The 20,305-nt window shown below is 45.7% G+C and carries 15 protein-coding genes, 1 tRNA gene and 2 rRNA genes; 7 read left to right on the forward strand and 11 right to left on the reverse strand.

Features of this window, described 5'->3' with window-relative positions; genetic code table 11:
• The 3 genes from ED652_RS21960 to ED652_RS21970 all read left to right on the forward strand — a co-directional run.
• Nucleotides 1-2,755: ribosomal RNA gene (locus tag ED652_RS21960) — 23S ribosomal RNA — on the forward strand; the annotation flags it as partial.
• Nucleotides 2,756-2,830: 75 nt separating this feature from the next.
• Nucleotides 2,831-2,946 (forward strand): 5S ribosomal RNA (rrf, locus tag ED652_RS21965).
• Between the two features lie 106 nt (nucleotides 2,947-3,052).
• Nucleotides 3,053-3,143, forward strand: a tRNA-Ser gene (locus ED652_RS21970).
• A 567-nt stretch (nucleotides 3,144-3,710) separates the two neighbouring features.
• On the opposite strand, the gene ED652_RS21980 is transcribed toward ED652_RS21970, so the two are convergent.
• Nucleotides 3,711-5,045, reverse strand: coding sequence for an MATE family efflux transporter (locus tag ED652_RS21980; RefSeq protein WP_102544824.1), 1,335 nt, complete (start codon nucleotides 5,043-5,045; stop codon nucleotides 3,711-3,713).
• 212 nt (nucleotides 5,046-5,257) lie between these two features.
• Nucleotides 5,258-7,630 carry a phosphoenolpyruvate synthase gene (gene ppsA, locus ED652_RS21985; protein WP_122056166.1) on the reverse strand — a complete coding sequence of 791 codons (2,373 nt, stop codon included), beginning with the start codon at nucleotides 7,628-7,630 and terminating at the stop codon, nucleotides 5,258-5,260.
• A 178-nt stretch (nucleotides 7,631-7,808) separates the two neighbouring features.
• On the opposite strand from ppsA, the gene ED652_RS21990 reads away from it, so the two are divergent.
• Nucleotides 7,809-8,642, forward strand: coding sequence for a pyruvate, water dikinase regulatory protein (locus ED652_RS21990; protein WP_009846294.1), 834 nt, complete (start codon nucleotides 7,809-7,811; stop codon nucleotides 8,640-8,642).
• A 230-nt stretch (nucleotides 8,643-8,872) separates the two neighbouring features.
• On the opposite strand, the gene ED652_RS23845 is transcribed toward ED652_RS21990, so the two are convergent.
• Together ED652_RS23845 and ED652_RS21995 are read right to left on the reverse strand one after the other, a co-directional pair.
• Complete coding sequence (locus ED652_RS23845; protein WP_162929977.1) at nucleotides 8,873-9,031, reverse strand: hypothetical protein; 159 nt, start codon at nucleotides 9,029-9,031, stop codon at nucleotides 8,873-8,875.
• Nucleotides 9,032-9,195: 164 nt separating this feature from the next.
• Entirely contained in the window at nucleotides 9,196-10,176 is a 981-nt protein-coding gene (locus ED652_RS21995; RefSeq protein WP_122056167.1) for a Gfo/Idh/MocA family protein, read from the reverse strand.
• Nucleotides 10,177-10,384: 208 nt separating this feature from the next.
• Between ED652_RS21995 and ED652_RS22000 the strand changes: the two genes are divergently transcribed.
• Nucleotides 10,385-10,867, forward strand: a complete 483-nt coding sequence (locus ED652_RS22000; RefSeq protein WP_122056175.1) for a GNAT family N-acetyltransferase — start codon at nucleotides 10,385-10,387, stop codon at nucleotides 10,865-10,867.
• A gap of 2 nt (nucleotides 10,868-10,869) precedes the next feature.
• On the forward strand, nucleotides 10,870-11,625 hold the full coding sequence (locus ED652_RS22005; RefSeq protein ID WP_122056168.1) for a murein L,D-transpeptidase family protein: 756 nt from the start codon (nucleotides 10,870-10,872) through the stop codon (nucleotides 11,623-11,625).
• Nucleotides 11,626-11,693: 68 nt separating this feature from the next.
• On the opposite strand, the gene ED652_RS22010 is transcribed toward ED652_RS22005, so the two are convergent.
• The 7 genes from ED652_RS22010 to ED652_RS22040 form a co-directional block, all read right to left on the reverse strand.
• Nucleotides 11,694-12,431: a sulfite exporter TauE/SafE family protein gene (locus tag ED652_RS22010; protein ID WP_102466248.1), complete on the reverse strand. Its 738-nt coding sequence runs from the start codon at nucleotides 12,429-12,431 to the stop codon at nucleotides 11,694-11,696.
• Between the two features lie 159 nt (nucleotides 12,432-12,590).
• Nucleotides 12,591-13,310, reverse strand: a complete 720-nt coding sequence (locus ED652_RS22015) for a glycerophosphodiester phosphodiesterase family protein (RefSeq protein WP_122056169.1) — start codon at nucleotides 13,308-13,310, stop codon at nucleotides 12,591-12,593.
• Nucleotides 13,311-13,366: 56 nt separating this feature from the next.
• Nucleotides 13,367-14,677 carry a sn-glycerol-3-phosphate import ATP-binding protein UgpC gene (locus ED652_RS22020; protein ID WP_122056170.1) on the reverse strand — a complete coding sequence of 437 codons (1,311 nt, stop codon included), beginning with the start codon at nucleotides 14,675-14,677 and terminating at the stop codon, nucleotides 13,367-13,369.
• Nucleotides 14,667-15,509, reverse strand: a complete 843-nt coding sequence (gene ugpE / locus ED652_RS22025) for a sn-glycerol-3-phosphate ABC transporter permease UgpE (protein WP_122056171.1) — start codon at nucleotides 15,507-15,509, stop codon at nucleotides 14,667-14,669. The genes ED652_RS22020 and ugpE overlap by 11 nt, the downstream gene beginning before the upstream one ends.
• A gap of 37 nt (nucleotides 15,510-15,546) precedes the next feature.
• Entirely contained in the window at nucleotides 15,547-16,428 is an 882-nt protein-coding gene (locus tag ED652_RS22030; RefSeq protein WP_122056172.1) for an ABC transporter permease subunit, read from the reverse strand.
• Between the two features lie 316 nt (nucleotides 16,429-16,744).
• Nucleotides 16,745-18,037, reverse strand: coding sequence for an extracellular solute-binding protein (locus ED652_RS22035; protein WP_122056173.1), 1,293 nt, complete (start codon nucleotides 18,035-18,037; stop codon nucleotides 16,745-16,747).
• A gap of 288 nt (nucleotides 18,038-18,325) precedes the next feature.
• Nucleotides 18,326-18,928 (reverse strand): 2OG-Fe(II) oxygenase, encoded by a 603-nt coding sequence (locus ED652_RS22040; protein ID WP_102326794.1) that lies wholly within the window; start codon nucleotides 18,926-18,928, stop codon nucleotides 18,326-18,328.
• A 325-nt stretch (nucleotides 18,929-19,253) separates the two neighbouring features.
• Here ED652_RS22040 and ED652_RS22045 point away from each other — a divergent pair.
• A protein-coding gene (locus ED652_RS22045) for an IS630 family transposase (protein WP_162929978.1) occupies nucleotides 19,254-20,289 on the forward strand; the annotation gives its coding sequence in 2 pieces (ribosomal slippage) (nucleotides 19,254-19,720 and nucleotides 19,719-20,289; 1,038 coding nt in all).
• The last annotated feature ends 16 nt before the right edge of the window (nucleotides 20,290-20,305 follow it).

Consider the following 20,305-nt stretch of genomic DNA (forward strand, 5'->3'; position numbering starts at 1 on the left):
AAGCACGTATCCTGTTGTGAATACATAGCAACAGGAGGCAAACCGGGGGAACTGAAACATCTAAGTACCCCGAGGAAGAGAAATCAACCGAGATTCCGAAAGTAGCGGCGAGCGAAATTGGATTAGCCCTTAAGCTTTTAATGATGCAGGTGAAGAGTCTGGAAAGTCTCGCAATAAAGGGTGATAGCCCCGTAACCGACACATCATAATCAGTGAAATCGAGTAGGGCGGGACACGTGATATCCTGTCTGAATATGGGGGGACCATCCTCCAAGGCTAAATACTACTGACTGACCGATAGTGAACCAGTACCGTGAGGGAAAGGCGAAAAGAACCCCTGTGAGGGGAGTGAAATAGAACCTGAAACCGTGTACGTACAAGCAGTAGGAGCACCTTCGTGGTGTGACTGCGTACCTTTTGTATAATGGGTCAGCGACTTAATTTTAGTAGCAAGGTTAACCGTTTAGGGGAGCCGTAGGGAAACCGAGTCTTAACTGGGCGTACAGTTGCTAGGATTAGACCCGAAACCAGGTGATCTAGCCATGGGCAGGTTGAAGGTTGAGTAACATCAACTGGAGGACCGAACCGACTAATGTTGAAAAATTAGCGGATGACTTGTGGCTAGGGGTGAAAGGCCAATCAAACCTGGAGATAGCTGGTTCTCCCCGAAAGCTATTTAGGTAGCGCCTCGGACGAATACTACTGGGGGTAGAGCACTGTTAAGGCTAGGGGGTCATCCCGACTTACCAACCCTTTGCAAACTCCGAATACCAGTAAGTACTATCCGGGAGACACACGGCGGGTGCTAACGTCCGTCGTGGAGAGGGAAACAACCCAGACCGCCAGCTAAGGTCCCAAAGTATAGCTAAGTGGGAAACGATGTGGGAAGGCTCAGACAGCCAGGATGTTGGCTTAGAAGCAGCCATCATTTAAAGAAAGCGTAATAGCTCACTGGTCGAGTCGGCCTGCGCGGAAGATGTAACGGGGCTAAGCTATACACCGAAGCTGCGGCTACGTACCTTAGGGTATGTGGGGTAGGGGAGCGTTCTGTAAGCCGTTGAAGGTGGTCTGTAAGGGCTGCTGGAGGTATCAGAAGTGCGAATGCTGACATGAGTAACGATAAAGGGAGTGAAAAACTCCCTCGCCGGAAGACCAAGGGTTCCTGTCCAACGTTAATCGGGGCAGGGTAAGTCGACTCCTAAGGCGAGGCCGAAAGGCGTAGTCGATGGGAAACGGGTTAATATTCCCGTACTTCTTACAATTGCGATGGGGGGACGGAGAAGGCTAGGTGGGCCTGGCGACGGTTGTCCAGGTTCAAGTACGTAGGCGGAAAGTTTAGGTAAATCCGGACTTTCTTAACGCTGAGATACGATGTCGAGCTACTACGGTAGTGAAGTCATTGATGCCATGCTTCCAGGAAAAGCCTCTAAGCTTCAGATTGTAAGGAATCGTACCCCAAACCGACACAGGTGGTCGGGTAGAGAATACCAAGGCGCTTGAGAGAACTCGGGTGAAGGAACTAGGCAAAATGGTACCGTAACTTCGGGAGAAGGTACGCTCTTATCAGTGAAGTCCCTTGCGGATGGAGCAGACGAGAGTCGCAGATACCAGGTGGCTGCAACTGTTTATTAAAAACACAGCACTGTGCAAAATCGTAAGATGACGTATACGGTGTGACGCCTGCCCGGTGCCGGAAGGTTAATTGATGGGGTTAGACTTCGGTCGAAGCTCTTGATCGAAGCCCCGGTAAACGGCGGCCGTAACTATAACGGTCCTAAGGTAGCGAAATTCCTTGTCGGGTAAGTTCCGACCTGCACGAATGGCGTAATGATGGCCACGCTGTCTCCACCCGAGACTCAGTGAAATTGAAATCGCTGTGAAGATGCAGTGTACCCGCGGCTAGACGGAAAGACCCCGTGAACCTTTACTACAGCTTGGCACTGAACATTGAACCTACATGTGTAGGATAGGTGGGAGACTTTGAAACCGCGTCGCTAGATGTGGTGGAGTCGTCCTTGAAATACCACCCTTGTAGTTTTGATGTTCTAACGTTGGTCCCTGAATCGGGATTACGGACAGTGCCTGGTGGGTAGTTTGACTGGGGCGGTCTCCTCCCAAAGAGTAACGGAGGAGCACGAAGGTGGGCTAAACACGGTTGGACATCGTGTGGTTAGTGCAATGGCATAAGCCCGCTTGACTGCGAGAATGACAATTCGAGCAGGTGCGAAAGCAGGTCATAGTGATCCGGTGGTTCTGAATGGAAGGGCCATCGCTCAACGGATAAAAGGTACTCCGGGGATAACAGGCTGATACCGCCCAAGAGTTCATATCGACGGCGGTGTTTGGCACCTCGATGTCGGCTCATCACATCCTGGGGCTGAAGTCGGTCCCAAGGGTATGGCTGTTCGCCATTTAAAGTGGTACGCGAGCTGGGTTTAGAACGTCGTGAGACAGTTCGGTCCCTATCTGCCGTGGGCGTTGGAAAATTGAAAGGGGCTGCTCCTAGTACGAGAGGACCGGAGTGGACGAACCTCTGGTGTTCGGGTTGTCATGCCAATGGCATTGCCCGGTAGCTAAGTTCGGAATCGATAACCGCTGAAAGCATCTAAGCGGGAAGCGAGCCTTGAGATGAGTTTTCCCTGGCACTATAAGTGTCCTAAAGGGTTGTCGTAGACTACGACGTTGATAGGCAGGGTGTGTAAGTGCTGCGAGGCATTGAGCTAACCTGTACTAATTGCCCGTGAGGCTTAACCATACAACACCCAAGGGGTTTTGTGGACTCAAAGACAGACCTTGTTGAATCAGTTTGTTTTCCGAATTTTAAAATTTGCTTGGCGACCATAGCATTGTGGACCCACCTGATTCCATGCCGAACTCAGAAGTGAAACACAATAGCGCCGATGGTAGTGTGGGGTTTCCCCATGTGAGAGTAGGACATCGCCAGGCTTTAATTTCGACTTTGTCTATTTAAATAGACAAGACAAAAGGTCTCGTTATTTGCGTAGCAAGTAACAACATCACCAGTGTACTAATCTGTTGATGACAATTTGTTGGAGGGATGGCTGAGTGGTCGAAAGCACCGGTCTTGAAAACCGGCAACCGTTAATAGCGGTTCTAGGGTTCAAATCCCTATCCCTCCACCACCATTAGAAAGCCCGCTGAGAAATCAGCGGGCTTTTTTACGTCTTGAATTTGGTAAAGAAGGGCGTCCGAACTATTCAAAATGGCAGATTTACTGTAATGACTTCTTTTTTAAATCGTTCCGAATGAAACTGAAGTCTTGTAGTTTCGGATTGGTGAAGTACTTTGAGACAACGGAATGATTAGTTCATTGATGTTGATGTTGATGGTAGATTTGAATCGCTCGATTGTCTACGTTGACAGGGCTACCAAAGGCGAGTCTCCATACTCAATTGTGGTTGGTAACCCTGCCAAGGTTTTGCCCTCCTCGCTTTTATGATCTTCGCTTTGATGACTCTAGTTAGGCTGAGCGATTAGAAAGCCTTGAGTGATTGCATTGGGATGATGGAAAACTGGCAGAGGCTTTACGACTGTTCCGAGAAGGTTGCTGTGAGTTTTTGAATTATTTTGAACAAACTTGAATCCAATATCTTCGCCTGAGAACAAAAAAAGCAACCTAAGTGGCTGCTTTCTTGTATTTAACAACTTGCTAGCGGATTAGCTGACAAGCCGTTTAGTACGCTAACTGATTAATTAACAAGCTTAGCCTCGACTTGCCCAAGTGCGCGTTGGTACATAAACCATGCACATGTTCCGGCAAGTACATTACCCACCATAGCGCCCCAGAATAGACCTTCAATTCCAGCAAGCTGAGAGCCAACCCACAGGCAAGGCAAGAAGAAGGCAAACAGACGCAACGCTGAAATCGTTAATGCGGTGTAAGACTTGCCCAGAGCGTTAGAAACAGAAACCATCAGCATACAAATTCCCAATGGACCTAAGCTGATAGGAACGATCAGTAGGTGATAGTTCAAAATCATTGAGACTTCGCTTTCACTGGTCATTAGGTTTGCCAGTCCACCTGAGAGCAGCCAAGTTACCAATGCAATCACCAACTGGAAACCCAATACAAACATCACCGCAATCTTAACGAGCCTACGTATGTTTTCGAGGTTGTTCTCTCCCAGCATGCGGCCAATCATTGGAGGCATCGACATTGTCAGTGCTAGCACGGCGACAATTGAGAAGAATTCAAAACGCGAACCCAATGCCCAAGCTGCAACTGCAGCGGTGCCATAGCCTGCAAGCAGTTTTGTGGCGAACATTGATGAAACTGGCGGTAGCAATTGACTGATCATCGCGGGACCCATGATGTTACCAATGGAACGAACACTCTTACCGATATCAAGATCGTGCCAGTCGAAGGTCATCCAATGCTTTTTAGTCACTTTTGGAGCAACGATAAAGATACCCGCGCCGAATGCTAAGATGGTCGCAATGGCGGCTCCATTAATGCCCATGTCGAGGGTAAAGATGAAAATCGGGTCCAATATCAAGTTGATGATACTGGTCGCGATCATCATTGAGCCGGGCAGCATAGTATTACCGTTGGCACGACACACGCTGTAGAAAAAGTAGAGCAGCGCACCTGTCCAAGAGCTGACCAACCAATAGATCCAATAAGAATCGATGATCGGCAATACTGTCGGTGGCGCATCTAACAACTGTAAAATTGGCCCACGAAGCAGGTATATGATGACGGAGAAAAGCGCGACACTCACGCTGCCCATCGCAATCACTAGTCCACCAAGCTGCTTAGCGTAGCGTGTCTCGTTCGCGCCAATAGCTCTCGCGATAACCGCAGTGGTCGCGATACCTAACCCGACTTGAATACCAATGATGATCATCTGTATTGGAAGTGTGAAACCTTGAACGGCGAGTGGCAGCACGCCCAGTTGGCCAATAAAAGCACTGTCTACAAGCTGGAAGCTCATTAGGGAAAGCACCCCAAACAGCATTGGCCATGTCATTGTATAGAGTTGTCGGCCAAGAGATGGCGAGGGAGTTGCGGTAGTCGAATTCATAACACTCTTATCAGTCTTGAAGTCAGGGTTGTCGTGGTGACAATCCTCTCAATGAAGAATTGCGTAAAGGATAACGTAAGGTCAGCTCGATACCAATGTTTGTTGCGATAGGCAGATTAACTTTGTTGGCTTTCGGTGAACAAAAAGCCAGTCGTAGTGACTGGCTTTGTAGTATTTACTTTTTGTGAAAGCGACTTTTGGGTGGTTAAGTGTTACTTATTCGCAACGTTACCCAGTTTCAGCCATGTGTCGATAACTGTATCTGGGTTCAATGAAACCGAGCTGATGCCTTGCTCCATTAACCACTCGGCTAGGTCGTCATGGTCAGATGGACCTTGGCCACAAATACCTACGTATTTACCCGCTTTAGCCGCGGCATCGATTGCCATTTTTAGCATCGCTTTCACTGCTGGGTTACGCTCATCGAATAAGTGCGCAACGTCACCTGAATCTCGGTCTAGGCCAAGTGTCAGCTGTGTCATGTCGTTTGAACCGATAGAGAAGCCATCGAAGTACTTCAAGAACTCATCAGCCAATATCGCATTCGATGGTAGCTCACACATCATGATGACTTTCAGACCTTGGTCGCCACGACGTAGGTTAAACTTAGCCAGAATGTCGATAACTGATGCCGCTTCGCTCGGGGTGCGAACGAATGGGATCATGATTTCAACGTTCTTTAGTCCCATCTCGTTACGAACGCGTTTTAGCGCTTGAGTTTCTAGCTCGAAACAGTCTTCAAATACTGGAGAGATGTAACGGGATGCACCACGGAAGCCCAGCATTGGGTTTTCTTCATGTGGTTCAAATGTTTTACCGCCAACAAGGTTGCTGTACTCGTTCGACTTAAAGTCAGACATACGTACGATTACACGCTTAGGCCAGAATGCAGACGCGATAGTCGCGATGCCTTCCGTTAGCTTGCTTACGTAGAAATCGATAGGATCTTTGTAGCCACGAATTCGCTGGTTGATTTCTGCTTTGATCTCGTCCGTTTGCTCATCGAAGTTCAGCAGAGCTTTAGGGTGAATACCGATCATCTTGTTGATGATGAATTCAAGACGAGCAAGGCCAACACCTTCGTTCGGGATTTGAGCGAAGTCGAAGGCACGATCTGGGTTACCCACGTTCATCATTACTTTAGTTGGCAGCATTGGTAGCTCATCAACCTCAGAACGTTTGATTTCAAAGTCGAGTTCGCCGTTGTAAACGTAGCCTGTTTCACCTTCTGAACATGACACTGTTACGGTGTCGCCATCATTCAGGCTGCTTGTCGCGGTACCACAACCAACAATGGCAGGAATGCCTAGCTCACGAGCAATGATTGCTGCGTGACAAGTACGGCCGCCACGGTTAGTGACAATCGCAGAGGCTTTCTTCATTACAGGTTCCCAGTCTGGGTCTGTCATGTCAGTTACTAGCACGTCGCCTTCTTGAACCAGTGACATTTGGTCTAGAGAATCAACCAAGCGAACAGGGCCTGAACCGATACGCTGACCGATAGCACGACCTTCAACCAAGACATCCGCCTTATTGTTTAGCTCGTAACGCTCGATAACGTTTTGGTCACTTTGAGAACATACCGTTTCTGGTCGAGCTTGAACGATGTAAAGCTTGCCGTCGATGCCATCTTTTGCCCACTCAATGTCCATCGGACGTTGGTAGTGCTTCTCGATGATCATCGCTTGTTTTGCTAGCTCTTTGATCTCTTCATCGTTCAATGAGAACTCGTTACGCTCTTGAGTATCCGTATCGATGATATCAACTTGTTTGCCGATCTCTTGGTTGGTTGAGTAGATCATCTTGATCAACTTAGAACCAAACGTCTTTTTAACGACTGGATAGTGACCCGCTTCTAACATTGGCTTGTGAACATAGAACTCGTCTGGGTTCACTGCGCCTTGTACAACCATTTCACCTAGACCCCAAGAAGAGGTAATGAACACCACTTGGTCGAAGCCTGACTCAGTATCAAGCGTGAACATCACACCTGAAGAGGCTTTGTCTGAGCGAACCATACGTTGAATGCCCGCAGACAATGAAATGCCACGGTGATCAAAGCCTTGGTGCACGCGGTAAGAGATAGCACGGTCGTTAAATAGTGAAGCGAACACGTGTTTCGTTGCTTCGATAACCGCATCGATACCTTTCACGTTAAGGAAGGTTTCTTGTTGGCCTGCGAAAGAAGCATCTGGAAGGTCTTCAGCCGTTGCCGATGAACGAACCGCAATAGACAATTCTTCGTTGCCTTCAATCAGTTCGCGGTAGTTATCACGGATATCTTGCTCTAGTGATTCTGGGAATGGCGCGTCTAGAACCCATTGTCGAATCGTTGCACCTGTCTTACGCAGTGCGTCAACGTCTTCAACATCAAGTTCATCAAGGAGTTGGTGAATGCGTTCATCAAGACCTTTGTAGTCAAGAAAGTTATTAAACGCATAAGATGTGGTAGCAAAACCATTTGGTACCGATACGCCAGCGTTGGCTAGGTTAGACACCATCTCGCCAAGTGAAGCATTCTTACCGCCGACTTTGTCGACATCTTCCATGGAAAGGCCATTGAACCATAGGGTGTTATTTTGCATTTATTTCTCCAGAAACATAGCAAGCATTGTAGGGATTTAAAGGCAAACGATTACGTATCAGTTTAAAAAAATGTAAATTATTTTCTAAAGCTGTGGGGGACGTAATAGTCAGCAGGGTTTCGTTATATATATTATGGTTCCCATCCTACTCAAAATAATTTTAAACATTAAATAAAAAATGCAAATTGATATCCAAAGTCGTGATGTATTCTATGTTTCTGATGGAACGGCCATAACATGTGAGACTTTAGGGCATGTTGTTCTAGGTCAATTCCCATTCGAAGCTAATGAAAAAACCTTCCCGTTTGTCGAAAGTGAAGACAAACTTTCTGATTTATTGAAAGAGATCGAGATTTCATATCGAGCAACAGGCCATGAACCTTTGGTCTTTTTCTCGATTGTGATTCCGGAGATAAAACTCAAGCTGTTAGATGCGCCTGCGCATTGTTATGACGTGTTAGAGAGTATCGTGCAGAAAGTGCAAGATGATACGAAAATGGCGCCTAAGCCGAAGCTGCAGCGTTCTCGTAGCGTTAATAAAGACTCGGACAAATACTTCGACCGTATTGCTGCTATCGAATACACGTTAGCGCACGACGACGGCATTACTTTAAAAGGCTTGGAAGAGGCAGACATTATCTTGTTGGGAGTCTCTCGCAGCGGTAAAACGCCAACGAGCTTGTACATGGCAATGCAGTTTGGTTTACGCGTCGCAAACTATCCGTTTATCCATGATGATATTGCTCGCTTAAGGTTGTTACCGGAGTTTGAGATATATCGCCATAAGTTGTTTGGTTTGACGATTGATGCGGAAAGGCTGACCGAGATCCGTGAAAATCGATTGGCAGGCAGTGAATACGCGAGTGACTCTCAATGTTTGTATGAGCTGCAAACGGTTGAAGGGTTGTTCAGACGTGAAGCCATTCCATACATCAACACCTCGTCACTGTCTGTTGAAGAGATTTCGACACGAATCTTGGAACGTACAGGGTTGAGAAGGCGATTACTGTAATCAAAGACAGCGGAGTCATAAAAAATCTAAGCTCGTAAGGACAATGTTTCGGGGAGCTTCGATTTTTCAAGTTAGTTGTGATTTGCTTGATAAATGAAGAGGGTGATGGGGGAGTCACAAATATAAAAAAGGCTCTGGCTGCTCACTCTAATGCAGAAGAGTGAAGTCAGCCAAAGCCTCAATGTTGTTACCTTTAGCAGAGTGACTACTAAAAGAGCAGAGTGGCTAAACTATGCTTTTTTAAGGTCTTGCGTTGGGTAAGTAAGCGTCATTGCGCCTTCTACAGTTGTAACGTGAACGTAGCCGCCACCAGCGCTTAGGCCAGTTACTACCATTTCACCAAGTTCAACACCTTTTGTTGCTACAACGCGATCGTCAACTGAAAACACTTTACACACCTTCAATAAATTAAATAAATACGATAGATATCGAACGAGGATTTAAACAGATGACACTTCAATCAACTAATCCAGTTATTTATCGTAAAGATTAAATTTACTTATGCATAAATCAGTATCTTTTAAAAATCAGGTTGTTAGTTCATTCAGCTGTGTTATTTGTCTGCAGGATAAACGACACCAACTTGCTGACGCATCTCTGTAATTAACTTGGCAACGGTTAAGGCGCGTTGTTGGGCTTGTGTTTGTGTTGTGCTGTCGCCAGCAATACAGTCTGTAAAGGCTTGCGCCTCGTAACACATCGAATTTTCGCTTTGCGCTTGAGTAAGGTTCTCAACACGACCATCACGGTAACGGATCTTAATGTCGGTACATTCGGCAATGTGATCGATAATGATCGCCCCTCGTTCACCTTGGATTTCACTAGGTGCATAAGAGTCACTGACTTTGGAGTGCGCAAGGGTCACGTCAAACTCTGGATATTGAAAGATTGCACAGCCATGAGCATCCACGCCAGAATCAAGCAATTTAGCAGAAGCGTGAGCTGCTTGAGGCTTGCCAAACAGTGCCACGGAAGCGGCGACACAATAGAAACCAATGTCTACCATTGAGCCGTTTGAGAAGGCAGGGTTGAACGTATTTGGATTTTCACCGTTGAGGTATTTTTGGTAGCGCGATGAATACTGGCAGTAGTTGATGTGTGCTTTATGTACCTTACCAATCTTTTCTAACCCAAGTTGGATTTGTTTAAAGTTCGGTAGAAACTGAGATTTGTACGCTTCAAATAACACCACGCCGTTTTGTTCTGCGACTTCAAACATTCGAGTGGCTTCATCAATATTTGACGCGACAGGCTTTTCACAAATCACATGCTTGCCGTGCTTCATCATCAAGACCGATTGCTCACAGTGCATTGAGTTTGGAGATGCGATGTAAACCGCTGTTATTGTACTGTCACTGGCTAATGCTTCGAGAGAGTCATAAGTCGTTTCAACGTCAAATTCTTGAGCGAACTGTGCCGCGCTGTCTAGATTTCGAGAGTAAACCGCAGCAAGTTGCATTGATTGAGATTCGTGAGCAGCTTGAACAAACTTTTGTGTAATCCAATTCGTTCCAATTACAGCAAACTTAATCATATAGGTGTCCAGTCGTTAGTGTATTGATTCTGCAGAGATAGTAGCATTCAAAGGTTGCTAGTGTGTCGTAGATTTGCGGAACAGTTTGTCCAGATAACAGCCTAATATCAATCTACATCAATGACAGTGCGGCTGAGTTAGCCAGTACAACGGTGCACAACGAAGTCATTTTTGCTAAGGTACTATGGAATTCAAACAAGGTGATGATATGCAAATCCGTACCGCAAAGGTAACTGACATTCGCTCTATTTTAGCGCTTTCTGAGCAGATAAATCGTCAACATCATCTTGGTGCCCCTATGGTATTTGCGCCACCTTCATTGGGTTTTACCGACACTGAAGAATACTGGCTAGGGTTGATGATCGATCCTGTAGGGGCTTTCTTAGTTGCCGTTGATGATCAACAAGTGGTTGGTTTCTTAGCCGGGAAGGTGACACAGAACAAAGGGGTGAGCTTTATTCAGCCGCATAAAGTGGCAAGAGTGAATACGATTGTGGTCAACGATCAAGTTCAAAGCCAAGGCGTTGGTCGAGCTTTAATGAAGTCATTCAATCAGTGGGCTCAAGCGAGTGGTGCTATCGAGCTTAGGTTAGAAGTAATGGAGTTCAACCAGCAAGCTCAGGGTTTTTATGAGTCGTTAGGGATGGAAACTCAATCTCGAACCATGTCTATGCGTTTTGAGGAGATTTAGGGGTGCGTTTGATTTGGCCTTTATCGTTGTGCTTACTCTTTTTTACTTCGCTTACTTATGCAGAGAAGCTCGTCGTCGAAAAAATTGTGTCTGATGCGACCGCTATCGAAACCATTGTGTTTGAGTCAGCAACCTCCCATTCTAATCGCACACCTACATCATCGGTCACTGAGAATTCAAAACATGTCATGGTTCTGGACGATGCTCTTGAAGGGGACTCTCAACAAAAGGTCGGCCAGCTTTCTCAGCGCTCTTCACTAGATCCATCTCAAAGCTCCTCTCAAGAGTTTTACGCTCTACCTGATGCACCTTCTGGTATAGACCCGATATTGCAAGTGGTCACTTTGGTTAAGGTTGATAAATCGAAACGTAGAATGTACCTACTTAAAGGGGAGGAAGTGGTTCAGGAATTTCGTATTGCACTAGGTAAACAACCGAAAGGGCATAAGCGCTTTGAAGGGGACAACCGAACGCCAGAAGGGCAATACCAGCTTGACTATGTTTTGGAAGAATCGGATTTTCATCGCTCAGTGCATATCAGCTACCCGCAACCTTCGGATATGCAGTGGGCAAAAGAAAATGAAGTTGATCCTGGCGGGAACATCAAAATCCACGGTATTAAAAATGGTGAGCGCCGTTCACCGAGCTTTATACAAAGCTTTGATTGGACGGATGGTTGTATTGCTTTAACGAACCAAGATATGGATGCGTTTATTGAACTAGTTAAAATGGGCACTCCTATCCATATCGAATGGTAGCACCCAAATTGTTTTACTCGTTCAGTTTAGATTTTCACTTACGCAGATTAAGTTTTCACTTACCCAATTTAGACGAGTACTCGACCTGCACTGAATATAGCAATTACGATCAGCAGTGCAATGGTGACTGGCTTGAATTTTTCTCCGCCAAACCTCTCGAACAATTTAGACCCGACATAGCCACCAAACATGCTGCTTGGCAAAAGTACCATAGTAATCCAGACCACATCACGGTCGACTAAGCCTGCTATCGATGCTGAAACAAACGCACTCGAATCAGCCAGTACAAAGAACGCGATCAGGCCTGCTCTGGCAATGTGAGGCTCGACAGGACTTGCAAGTGCATGCGTGCCAACCGGAGGCCCAGACATTGAAGCTGCGCCATTCATAACCCCGGCAAGGCTGCCTAAAATATAGGGAGCAAACCTAGGTTCGCTTTTGTATTGGAACCCTTTGTAGATCATAAGTGCAGACGCAAAAATGAAGGCACTGATGATCAAGATGATCGTGTCTTGGCTAACAGATTTGAGCAACAGTAAGCCGACGGGAGTGAAGGCCAAACAAGGGATAAATACTTTTGAAACCCAGCGCCAATTTACATGATGTTTAACCTTCGGCAGCAATTGGATATTGCCTAACAGGTCGATCAGCATGAAAACGGGAACCAGTTCGATAACAGGCACGAATAACGCACTTAATGGCAATGCCACTAAGGTGAACCCAAAACCTGAGAAGCCACGAACAATAGCGGCGAAAATGAAAATTGCACCCAAAATTGGGAAAGTTGGACTAAAAATGAGATCCATAAATTAAGTAACCAATGAAGCTGTCTAATAAGGCGAGCTAGTGAAACCAAGTGAGTAGCGGAATGTACTCCTACTCACTTGTGTTTGCTACTTAATTTTAAGGCTTCCCGGGAGTTAATTTTAAAGTTTATCGAGGCTATTTTTGCGGTATTTACGAGCTCAATTTATAGAGTTGAATTGATTCGGAAAATCAGTGAATACGGCATCTACTTTTGAGAGGAATTTGAAGCGAGACGGGTCATTGACGGTGTAGCACCATGCTTGAATGTTTGCTTCGTTGAGTGTGTCAAGATCGCTCTGATCAACGTGTTCATAGTTCATGTGACAGCTGAACGCTTTGACCTCATTGATGAGCATCAGATCATCTTGAGTCAGTTGCTCAGTGATCACCCCCACTCGATATCTCGGCAAATGACGAGCCATTTCAGCAACCACCTTATGGCTGAAGCTCGATAATAAAACCTTATCAGTGTCCAGATTTGAGCGAATCAACTCGTCGTGTAACAGATCAACCACATGAGGGGCTTGATGTCGGCTGTCGACTTTAATTTCGAGGTTGACGCTGAGATCATGTTGCTTAACAAGCGCGAGCAACTCTCCTAGAGTCAGTATTTTTTCTCCAGCGAACTTTTCCGATTTCCAGCTACCAAAATCTAACAGGCGCAATTCTGCCAAGGTATGTTCATCAACACGCCCTTGACCGTCACTACAACGCTCTAGTGTGTGGTCGTGACAGACGACCAGCTGGTCATCCTGAGTGGGCTGAATATCAACTTCAATCCATTTCAATCCGAGTTTAGCCGCTTGTTCAATGCTTGCTTTGGTATTTTCTGGGTGAGTACCTGCTACACCCCGATGACCTACGATGATAGACGACATAATTAATCCTTCTTAAAGACGCACCGTAAAAACGCATTAAATATCAGTGTACTCGATTAAGCTAGAGCCGTCGTTAAGCTTGTCGCATCTTCGTGTGACTCCTGTGATGTGAAGTTACTTGGGTGAATGCGTTTGCCAAGATTGTCAAAAATATGCAGGTTGGATTTATCGATGCTTAGCCCGAGGGGGACGGCTTGGGACAACGTCGTTTCGGGTGTCACTGCAATAAAAGGTTGTTCGTTCACAAGGCCATGAACTAATTGATTTGGCCCTAAAGGCTCAACCACGCTGATGCGTAATTCAAGCGGTAGAGCGTTCATGACTAATTCGGTACAAACCTCTGAGTGCTCTGGGCGAATACCAAGCGTGATAGTGGTGTTCTTAACGTGAGCGTATTCTGGTAAGTACATTTGCTGATCGCCAATCTCAAGGTAGCCGTCGTCAAGTGTTGCTGGTAAGAAATTCATCGCAGGGCTGCCAATGAAGCTTGCCACAAAGATACTCGCTGGCTGGTGGTAGACCTCTCTTGGTGTACCGACTTGCTCTATCTGACCTTTGTTGAGTACTACGATTCTGTCTGCTAGCGTCATGGCTTCAACTTGGTCGTGAGTGACGTAAACACTAGTGACACCGAGTTCGCGCTGCAGTTTTTTGATTTCTAGTCTCATGTGAGCACGCAGTGAGGCATCTAGGTTAGACAAAGGTTCATCAAACAAGAACAATTGTGGATCGCGGACGATTGCTCGCCCCATAGCAACTCGTTGGCGCTGACCTCCAGATAATTTGGCGGGCTTGCGATCTAGGTACTCTTCTATTTTCAGTGTTTTGGCGACTCTTTCAATCTTCTCTTCAATAAGGTGCTGACTGACACCTCGGTTCTTTAAGCCATAAGCGAGGTTCTTATACACCGTCATGTGAGGGTAGAGTGCGTAATTCTGGAAAACCATCGCGATATCACGCAGGGCTGGTTTCTCGGTATCGACCCGACGACCAGCTAAGTGTATCTCACCGCCAGAGATGCTTTCCAAACCTGCAATGGAACGTAAGATAGAAGACTTTCCACAACCAGAAGGGCCGACCAAAACAAGGAATTCACCCTCATCGATATCAAGCGAGACGCCTTTGACGGCTTGATGGCCATTTTCATACGTCTTCACCAAGTTTTTGATACCCAACATGGTGGGAGCTTTACGCATACAATCCTGGTTGGCTTGGTTGTGCGTTAGCGTCTGTTTTAGTTTTGGCATCGAGGTGTCCTCTGTATTTTTGTGGATAGCTTGGTGAGAAGGCAGGTGAGATGTCTTGTACTCATTGAGAGATTGAATGCGGTTATTGTTCATTTGAGTTGTGTCGTTATTATTTTTCACTTTCTACTAGCCCTTTTACAAACCAACACTGAAATACGACCACCACTAAAACGGGTGGCAACATGGCTAAAATCACCATGGCGAAAGCATAGTCATAGCGCGGTAAACTGGTTTCATTGATGTTGTTGAGCACTTGTTTTATCCCCATCACGATGGTGTTGTAGCCTTCATCGGTAGTCATCATGATCGGCCATAAGTATTGGTTCCAACCCACCACAAACATGATGATGAAAATCGCGGCGATCATGGTTCTAGAAAGAGGCAGCAAGATATCGACAAAGAATCGAAATGGACCTGCGTTGTCTAACTGTGCGGCTTCTAACAATTCATCGGGGATGGTTTTGAAGAATTGCCTAAAAAAGAAGGTCGCGGTGGCTGAGGCGATCAAAGGCAGAATCAACCCTGTGTAGCTATTAAGAAGACCGAGCCCTGCAACAACTTCGTAAGATGGGATTATGCGAACCTCCAATGGCAATAGCAGGGTCACAAAAATCAACCAAAACCACGCCGTGGCGTAAGGTAGTCGAAAGTAGACCAATGCATACGCTGCCATCATCGAAATGATGATTTTACCGATCGCAAAACCTAACCCCATGATCATTGAGTTGGTGATCATTTTGCTGGCGGTGACTTCGCCACTAAAGCCCATGCTTTTGTTCCAAGCTTCGCTATAAATGGCCGTTAAGTTATCGCCCGGTAGCCATTGCAGGCCTTCGCTGACAATAGTGTTTGGGTTGTGGGTCGAACTGGCGAAGATTAGCCAGATAGGGACCAACATAAACAGCATCCCAGCAATTAAAATTAGATGGTCAGAGACCTTATTACTTTTCATAGATAACTCCTGCGCGTTAAAACCTAGCTGTAGTGGGCTAATAATGAACACGCTTTTCTACAACGCGAAACTGGATAAATGTAAGAGTGAGGACCAACAGTAAAAGCACAACTGATTGTGCGGAGCTGCCGCCCAAATCTGCGCCGACAAAACCATCTCGATACACTTTGTAGACTAACGAAGTGGTGCCACCACCTGGACCGCCATTGGTCATGGTGTCTATCACACCAAAGGTTTCAAAGAACGAGTAGGTGAGGTTGATGACCAATAGAAAGAAGCCAGTTGGGGCGAGTAGTGGGAAAGTGATGGTCCAGAAACGTTTCGAGTCACTGATACAATCCAGCATCGCTGCTTCTTTTACGGCGTAAGAGATCGATTGAAGCCCCGCTAGAAAGTAGATGAAGTTCACCGAAACCTGTTTCCACACGGACACCAAAATCAGAGCAAACGTGGCATCAACAGGATCGGTTTGGAAACTGAAGTCCCAACCCACAACGGCAAATAATTCAGTAAATACACCAATGTGTGGATTAAACAAGAAAGCACCGATAACGCCTGCTATCGCGGGTGCAACTGCATAAACCCAAGTGAGAGTGACTTTGTAAGCCCCTTGACCATGAATGATATTGTCAGCTTTAACCGCGAGCAGCAGCGCTAAAGTAAGCGATAGGAAAGAGACCACAATCGCAAACATCAAGGTGAAGCCAATCGAGTTGAGGTACTCACTCGATTCAAATAGCATTTGATAGTTCTCAAACCACACGAAGATGGAAGAGGTGCCCCAAGGGTCTTCCAACATAAAAGACAGGTATACCGCTTTTGTCGCTGGGTAGATAAAGAAAACGGCAATGATGAGTATCTGAGGCGCCAAAAATAGGTAAGGCAGCGGAGAGTGAAAGAATTGCTGACGTCGTTCCACAGGGTAATCCCTAAAAATAGTTACAGTGACCACTAATATTTACAGTGGCCACTAATAGTTACAGTAGCCACTATTAGCGACCTAAATCACTAGCGCGGTATTAAGGCATGCATCCAGTTGAGTTATCGTTGTTGGAGCAAGAAATGGCGCTAATGAACAATCTCCTCACACCTTGCCATCACGCTCTTAGACCGAGATTTTGACAAGTTGTGAGGAGCGATGAACTGCTTTGGTTTGTTGAACTGATTTAGTTTGTTGAACTGATTTGGTTTGTTAAGCCTTTAGTTCAGTTATCTGCTTTAGCTAAAAAGCAAAATTAGTTCATGGTGCGAGCGAAACGTTTTAGTAGTTTGCTGCTTTCATCTTCGACCTTGTCTAGGCTGTTCTCGACGCTAGAGCGGTCGGCGAAGATATTGTCAAACTCACGATGCATCACTTCACGAATTTGTGGGTAGTAACCCAAGCGGTAGCCTTTAGTCCACTCGCCCGATTTGAAACTTAATTGCTTAACGCCCACTTCTGCGTCTGGCTGTTCTTTGTAGTAGCCAGACTCTTTGGCTAGTTCATAGGCAGCGGTCGTTACAGGTACATAGCCAGTGGTTTTGTGCCAGTAAACTTGAGTTTCAGGCTTAGTCAGGTAATCAAAGAACGCTGCCACACCTTTGTCTTGTTGTTGGTCATGGCCATTGAGTGCAAACAGAGCTGCACCACCAATGAAGGTTAAGCCAGCATCCGGGTTAACCGATTTCCAGTATGGAAGATAAGTTGTGCCTAACTCGAAAGGTACGCGGTTACGTAAACCACCGAATGAACCTGAAGAGCCCATCCACATTGCCACTTCTTGGCGTTCGAAAGGCGTTTGGTTCGCATCCCAATCGCTGCCGTAATACTTGTAGTAACCTAGATCTGACCACTCTTTCATCTTGCTAACATGCATCATCATGTCTTTGGTGTTGAACATAATTTTAGTGGATAGGCCGTCATAGCCATTGTTCTGGTCAGAGACTGGCAGGTTATGGCGTGACTTAAAGTTCTCGAACATGATCCATGGCGTTAGAGATTGAGAAAACGCGATGTGGCCTTTTGCTTTCAACTTCTTGGCCACCACTTCTAACTCTTCATAAGTTTTAGGTGCTGCGGCACCGACTTCCGCAAGAAGGTTTTTGTTGTAGTACAGCACTGGGGTTGAACTGTTGAAAGGCATACCAACCATCTTGCCTTGGTTGTCGGCATAGAAGTTACGAACGCCCGCTAGGTAGTCGTTCGAATTAAAGCTGTAGCCCGACTCTACCAGAATATCCTGTACCGGTTTCGCGACGCCTTTAGCGTTCATGATGGTGGCAGCACCGGCATCGAATACTTGTAGAATGTTAGGAGCTTCGCCTGCTCGATATGCCGCGATACCCGCTGTTAAGGTCTCTGTGTATGAACCTTTATAGATTGGCGTGATCTTGTAATCATCTTGTGACGCATTAAAGTCCGTCGCAATCTTATTGACGGTTTCTCCAAGTTGTCCGCCCATTGCGTGCCACCAAGTGACTTGAGTCGTTGCGAACGCTGGCATTGCCGCTGTCGCAGAAAGAACGCCTGCCAAAATTTGCTTATTCATCTTCTTTTCCTTTTGGATGAAATCGATGTAGAGGTATTGAATTAGAGTATTAACGAGACGGTAGGGGTATCGTTTGAAGCTATCTTGAACAGGGGATATTTCACTTACGTGGCTAAACCGTTTCACTGATATGAAAGATTCGTTTCGATTTTATTTAAGAGAAAAGTTATTGATGGTTTTGATGTTTAATAGGTTCGGTTCTTAAGACGTTTTATTGAACAACTGTTGTCCAACAAAAAAGCCTCTCGAGGGAGAGGCTTAAGAGTAAAGTTCGATGTGGATACAGTGTTAGTGCGCGATGTCCAATTGGTTGTCTTTCACGCCATTAATACGGAACCACCCAGCGATACTGAATCGCTCCGTGTTGGTTGGTAGAACCTCGTGTGGGAACTGTTCAGACAAGAATACCAACAGTCGACCACCCTTTGGCGGAATGGTCGCGATGTGATTGTCTTTTAGATCGTAAACCACGAGCTCTCCTGCGTCTTCTTCAGACCATTCGTCATTCATGTAGAACACGGTGGTCAGGCGGCGGTTTTCGTTGCCTTTGAAGCAGTCTAAGTGCTTCTGATAGAAGTCGCCTTCTTCGTATTTCGCAAAGTGCGCTTCGTATTCGAACAGGCCTAAAAAGAATGCTTGGTTTGCTTCTAAACGAATTTGTTCCATTTTGTCTAGGAAAAGAGATGCGGGTTCGCCCATATCACGGCGTACCCACTGAATTTTGTCACTACGAATCGTTGCTTCTCGTGCTACATCATCGTTACGGCCGATCCTAGCCTTTTTCCAGTTCTCTGGAATGCAATCCCTCAATGCCACTACTTCTTCGTGAGTTAAGAAGTCATCCCAAACAAAGTAACCTTGGGTAGAAAGAGCATCGATCAGTTGGTTCATGTATAGCACTCAGACAATAAATTAGAGGCGCATATATAGTCCGAATAACTCAGGTCAACAAATCACATGTTTTGTCGTCACGATAAATGGTGCCGAGTGCTTAAATCGTAAGGCTTGTGGAGTAAGGTTTACGGCAATGTGAGCATTCGATAATGCTGAAAAATATCGGATTTAATTGATGGTCATCCTTGGAATGTGCCCTCATTATTCTGAGTTAAATTGGACTTGAGTAACATTGGTTTTGAGTAACGTTGGATTTGAGTAATACCAATTCAAGTAAAAATATGATCTAATTGAGACCATCGAACTCTTGCAGAAAATCACTATGGATAGCCTTAATAATACAGATTTTAAAAAGCTAGCAAGCCAACAAAAAACCATTCAAATGAAGGTTCGCTTGTTAGCACTTGCCCACTTCAAAGAGGGTCACTCGCGCACTCAAATTGCCAAATACCTTAAAGTCAGTCGAACTAGTGTAAACAAATGGGTTCAAGTATTTCTTGAAGAAGGATTGGAGGGGCTTCAAGAAAAACCTCGCACCGGCAGACCGGCATATCTCAATGCAGAACAACGAAAACAACTCAGTGCATTCATTAAGAAAGAAGCTGAGTCCCCTTCTGGTGGGCGCCTTGTCGGGAGCGATATACATGACTACATCGTGAAAAACTTTGATAAATACTACCACCCTAATTCTATTTATTATCTCCTCGACCACATGGGCTTCTCTTGGATAACTTCTCGCTCCAAACACCCTAAACAATCACAGCAAGTCCAAGACGATTTTAAAAAAATTCAAAATAGAAACGATCCTTAAGATCCCCAGCCATATTGGGCTGGAGAGTGTTGATGTCTGGTTTCAAGACGAAGCTAGGTTTGGCCAACAGAACACAACGACACGTCTTTGGGCGGCTCGTGGAACGAGGCCTCGCGTGGTAAAACAACAGCAATTTGAATACGCTTATTTGTTTGGTTCAGTATGCCCTGAAAGAGGAATTGGTGAAGCCATAGTGGTTCCTTGGGTCAACAAGGACATAATGAAAAATCACTTAGAGCAGATATCTAAGGCTACTGAAAAAGGACGTCATGCTGTCGTTATAATGGACGGTGCAGGCTGGCATACCGATGATATTGCGAGAGAGTTTAATAACGTCAGTATTATTAAGCTTCCTCCCTACTCGCCAGAGCTCAACCCTATAGAGCAAGTTTGGAGTTGGTTACGACAACATTATCTAGCGAATCAAAGTTTCACTGATTATAACGACATTGTTTCCAAGGTCTGTCGTGCTTGGAATGGATTTCTTGAGTGCAAAGATCGCGTCACAAAAATGTGTACTAGAGATTGGATAGAGCTGATCAGTTAATTTTCCGGATTGGTAT

The sequence above is a fragment of the Vibrio sp. Evd11 genome (genome assembly GCF_900382755.1).
Lineage (GTDB): Bacteria > Pseudomonadota > Gammaproteobacteria > Enterobacterales > Vibrionaceae > Vibrio > Vibrio lentus.